Source organism: Pseudanabaena sp. CCNP1317 (genome assembly GCF_034931345.1).
GTDB classification, from domain to species: domain Bacteria; phylum Cyanobacteriota; class Cyanobacteriia; order Pseudanabaenales; family Pseudanabaenaceae; genus Pseudanabaena; species Pseudanabaena galeata.
The window spans coordinates 1-2,738 of the sequence record NZ_JAYGIF010000134.1 but is presented as its reverse complement, the minus strand read 5'-3'; the positions used below and the strand labels follow the sequence as shown (position 1 = coordinate 2,738).

Annotated in this window: 6 protein-coding genes; 1 reads left to right on the top strand and 5 read right to left on the bottom strand. The window is 42.0% G+C overall.

All coding sequences use genetic code 11. The annotated features are described in order from the left end of the window. Positions 1-124 precede the first annotated feature (124 nt). From VB775_RS22470 to VB775_RS22450, 5 genes are all read right to left on the bottom strand, one after another. The gene (locus VB775_RS22470) at positions 125-436 is read right to left on the bottom strand and encodes a hypothetical protein (RefSeq protein WP_281009647.1); all 312 of its coding nucleotides are present in this window, start codon (positions 434-436) and stop codon (positions 125-127) included. A 17-nt stretch (positions 437-453) separates the two neighbouring features. Next, positions 454-867 carry an HNH endonuclease gene (locus VB775_RS22465; RefSeq protein ID WP_323216957.1) on the bottom strand — a complete coding sequence of 138 codons (414 nt, stop codon included), beginning with the start codon at positions 865-867 and terminating at the stop codon, positions 454-456. Beyond that, a complete protein-coding gene (locus VB775_RS22460; RefSeq protein WP_281009648.1) occupies positions 864-1,220 on the bottom strand; it encodes a hypothetical protein in 357 nt (118 codons plus the stop codon). Before VB775_RS22460 ends, VB775_RS22465 begins: the two co-directional genes overlap by 4 nt. Positions 1,221-1,290: 70 nt before the next feature. Then, positions 1,291-1,659 (bottom strand): type II toxin-antitoxin system PemK/MazF family toxin, encoded by a 369-nt coding sequence (locus VB775_RS22455; protein WP_281009649.1) that lies wholly within the window; start codon positions 1,657-1,659, stop codon positions 1,291-1,293. Then, on the bottom strand, positions 1,641-1,883 hold the full coding sequence (locus VB775_RS22450; RefSeq protein ID WP_281009650.1) for a ribbon-helix-helix domain-containing protein: 243 nt from the start codon (positions 1,881-1,883) through the stop codon (positions 1,641-1,643). Before VB775_RS22450 ends, VB775_RS22455 begins: the two co-directional genes overlap by 19 nt. 212 nt (positions 1,884-2,095) lie before the next feature. On the opposite strand from VB775_RS22450, the gene VB775_RS22445 reads away from it, so the two are divergent. Beyond that, positions 2,096-2,623, top strand: a complete 528-nt coding sequence (locus tag VB775_RS22445) for a hypothetical protein (protein WP_281009651.1) — start codon at positions 2,096-2,098, stop codon at positions 2,621-2,623. Positions 2,624-2,738: the final 115 nt, after the last annotated feature.

The following is a 2,738-nucleotide window of genomic DNA, read 5'->3' as shown; positions in this document are numbered from 1 at the left end:
CTCAAGCATCACTTCTGTCCTTTTTGTGGTTCTCCCTATAAGTCTAAACTGATTTCTCAAAGCTCGTCTGGGTAACGCTTTTAAGCCTATCTTGCAGGTTTTTACACGTATCCTGTAGCTACCCCTATATCTCAATCCTTGTCCAAGCGGTTTCTAAATCGATTTGGGAAGATTCGTAGGGAAATGTATCAAGGGGTTGATATAGATAGACGCGCCATGACATTGACTGGAGTTGTAAAGCCCATCGGGTTGCTTCTTCGACCGTGGCGGTGACGATGAGTAATGGCTTGGCTTGGCATAGGTGGGTGCTAATCAATCCTTTGCCTAAGCGGGATAGTCCTGATAGGGATATGCTTTTGGCTGTTGTCAGTTTCTCGCCTATTTTTGTGGCGATGGTTGATCGGGCTATGTTCTCTAGGACTGCTGTGAAGGTCATGTTGCTTAAAGAAGTTCTTAGAGTACTGGATATTTCCCAATACTAATGAGTTGTTCGCGTTCGATAACACGTTCCTGAAGGTTGAATTGGAGAATTTTAGCAGTCACACGTCCTTCAGGAGTAAGTGGGAGAATGTTTCCTCCTTCTAGGCGAAAGTGATCTGACCACTGCTGCATACGAGGATTAAAAAATGGAGTTAGCTGCTTTGTCTCAGGATCAATAGAACCGAGGTCAGTGCCTTTGAAACGATTGCAGCAAGGACAAGCTAAAGCTAGGTTTTCGGCTTCGGTGATGCCATCGTGTTTTTCAGCAATAATATGTTCTATTTCAAAAGTAAAGAAGGAAGCTGCTTGAGGATATCGACAATACTCACACTGTTCTTCAGCGCGTTGGGTGACTAGCCGACGCAGGGGAACTGATACATAGCTCATGCTGATTTCTGTAATTGTTTATAGGCATGTGCTTTAGCTAATCTTACCCAATGCTCTAAGAGTAAATAGCGATCAAGTTCGGCTTCTTCGGTTCTGGAAAGACTTTCAGATTTGTTGCGTTCGAGTAGTTCGCTCATCCGCGCTTGTAAGGCTGGCGTGGGACGGATGGCGAGGATTGCTTCAGGACTGGGTTGACTTGCTAGAAGTTCGACAATTTGGCGATCATCTTGGTAAGAGATCGTTTCTGGGGTGGGAATGTCTTGAAGTAGGCGATCTAGGGTTTCAGGGAGTTGATCGCCCAGTCGTTGTAGTTTTTCGCCGAGGCGATCGGGGACTTCTAGGATAATTTGCATTGGCTATAATTTGGAGATTGTGGGTTGTGTTTATTGTAGCAAGCTTGTTATGGGCGATCGCTAACTAATTCTATAGTTCAATTAAGCCTAAGCTAATTTGAATTGCATTATCCACATATCCCATGAGGTGATCGGAGACAATACCCATTTTTTTGACTAAGCGTTGTTTATCAATGGAACGAATCTGATTGAGAAGAACTACGGATGTTATAGTTAGTCCGCCTTCTGGGGGATTGATTAAAACTTCTGTGGGATATGTCTCAGGGTCGAATTGGGAGGTGATGGCAGCAACGATGGTAATGGGGCTGTATTGATTAGAGATATCATTTTGGAGAATGAGAGCTGGTCTAGTTTTTTGAATTTCTGAACCAACTGTAGGATCAAAGTTAACCAAATAGATTTCGCCTCTCTGGGGAAATTCTATTTTCCGTTTTGCCATGATTCCTCATCGATATTAAACCAGTCTTGAGTAATCCCTAAGTCTCGATCTGCACGACGTAATGCGCCCTGTTTGAGCTTTTCCCGTAGATTTTTCTTGGCTTCGGTGTTGATGTAATATTTCACTGCTTGGTCAATGAAGTGACTGCGATCGCCTTTTGGTGCGATGCGATCGAGTAGCTGTAGTGTTTCGTTGGGTAATGTGATGTTAATGCGTTGATACATATATGAGTACACATTGTTTATGTGTATTATAATAACTCAAGTTAACGCATCTCAATCAAGTCAATAATTCACAAAGTGTCGCAACATCTACCTAATCAACTAAAAATCGGTGGTTAGATGAAAATATCCGTTTCTTATGCCATATTAAGAAATAGCAAGTCTTATAACTGTTTAATATCCCTAAAACTAAGTTTACTGAAACTCAATAAGTTATGCCATCAACATCAAGATCTGCACAAATCGCTCAGATTATTCAAAAGCGCCGCCCATTAGCTCAAAAAATTGAAACCGTAGAGAGTAACCTTAAAACACTTTCGGCTGCGTTGCGTAAACTTGAAAAACAGCGTGACCAAATACTTGTTGATGATGCTGGTGCAGTTGGCAGATCTAGAGAGATTGATTTTTCCGCCGTTCAGAGAAATATTGATAATGAGTTGACAACTCTCAACAACCTCAGGGCTAGGTTTTCTCGTAATACTCTTAATATCGGCGTGGTGGGACGTGCCAGACAAGGTAAAAGCCGACTTCTTCAAAGCCTAGCGGGTTTATCATCGGCTGAAATTCCTGATGGTAGTGAACAACATTGTACGGGAGTTCGTAGCAACATTCATCACAATCCTGAAGTGGGAGAAACCTACGCTGAAGTTTATTTTCATACTGAGCGTTCTTTTTTAGATGAAGTGATTGCTCCTTATTATTGGCAGCTAAAATTAGGACCACATCCACGCACTATACTTTAAACGGGTATAATCTGAGCTTTTTTGAGATTTTGGAAACGGAGAGTGAGTAGCGATAGCAGTTCTTTTTTATGGTTAATATGAGCGTTCTCAATACATGAAGAAATAGCATCCTGAA

Coding starts and splice junctions, on each gene's coding strand:
- VB775_RS22445 (WP_281009651.1), top strand. CDS start 2,096: ATGCCATCAACATCAAGATCTGCACAAATCGCTCAGATTATTCAAAAG.
- VB775_RS22450 (WP_281009650.1), bottom strand. CDS start 1,883: ATGTATCAACGCATTAACATCACATTACCCAACGAAACACTACAGCTA.
- VB775_RS22470 (WP_281009647.1), bottom strand. CDS start 436: ATGACCTTCACAGCAGTCCTAGAGAACATAGCCCGATCAACCATCGCC.
- VB775_RS22455 (WP_281009649.1), bottom strand. CDS start 1,659: ATGGCAAAACGGAAAATAGAATTTCCCCAGAGAGGCGAAATCTATTTG.
- VB775_RS22465 (WP_323216957.1), bottom strand. CDS start 867: ATGAGCTATGTATCAGTTCCCCTGCGTCGGCTAGTCACCCAACGCGCT.
- VB775_RS22460 (WP_281009648.1), bottom strand. CDS start 1,220: ATGCAAATTATCCTAGAAGTCCCCGATCGCCTCGGCGAAAAACTACAA.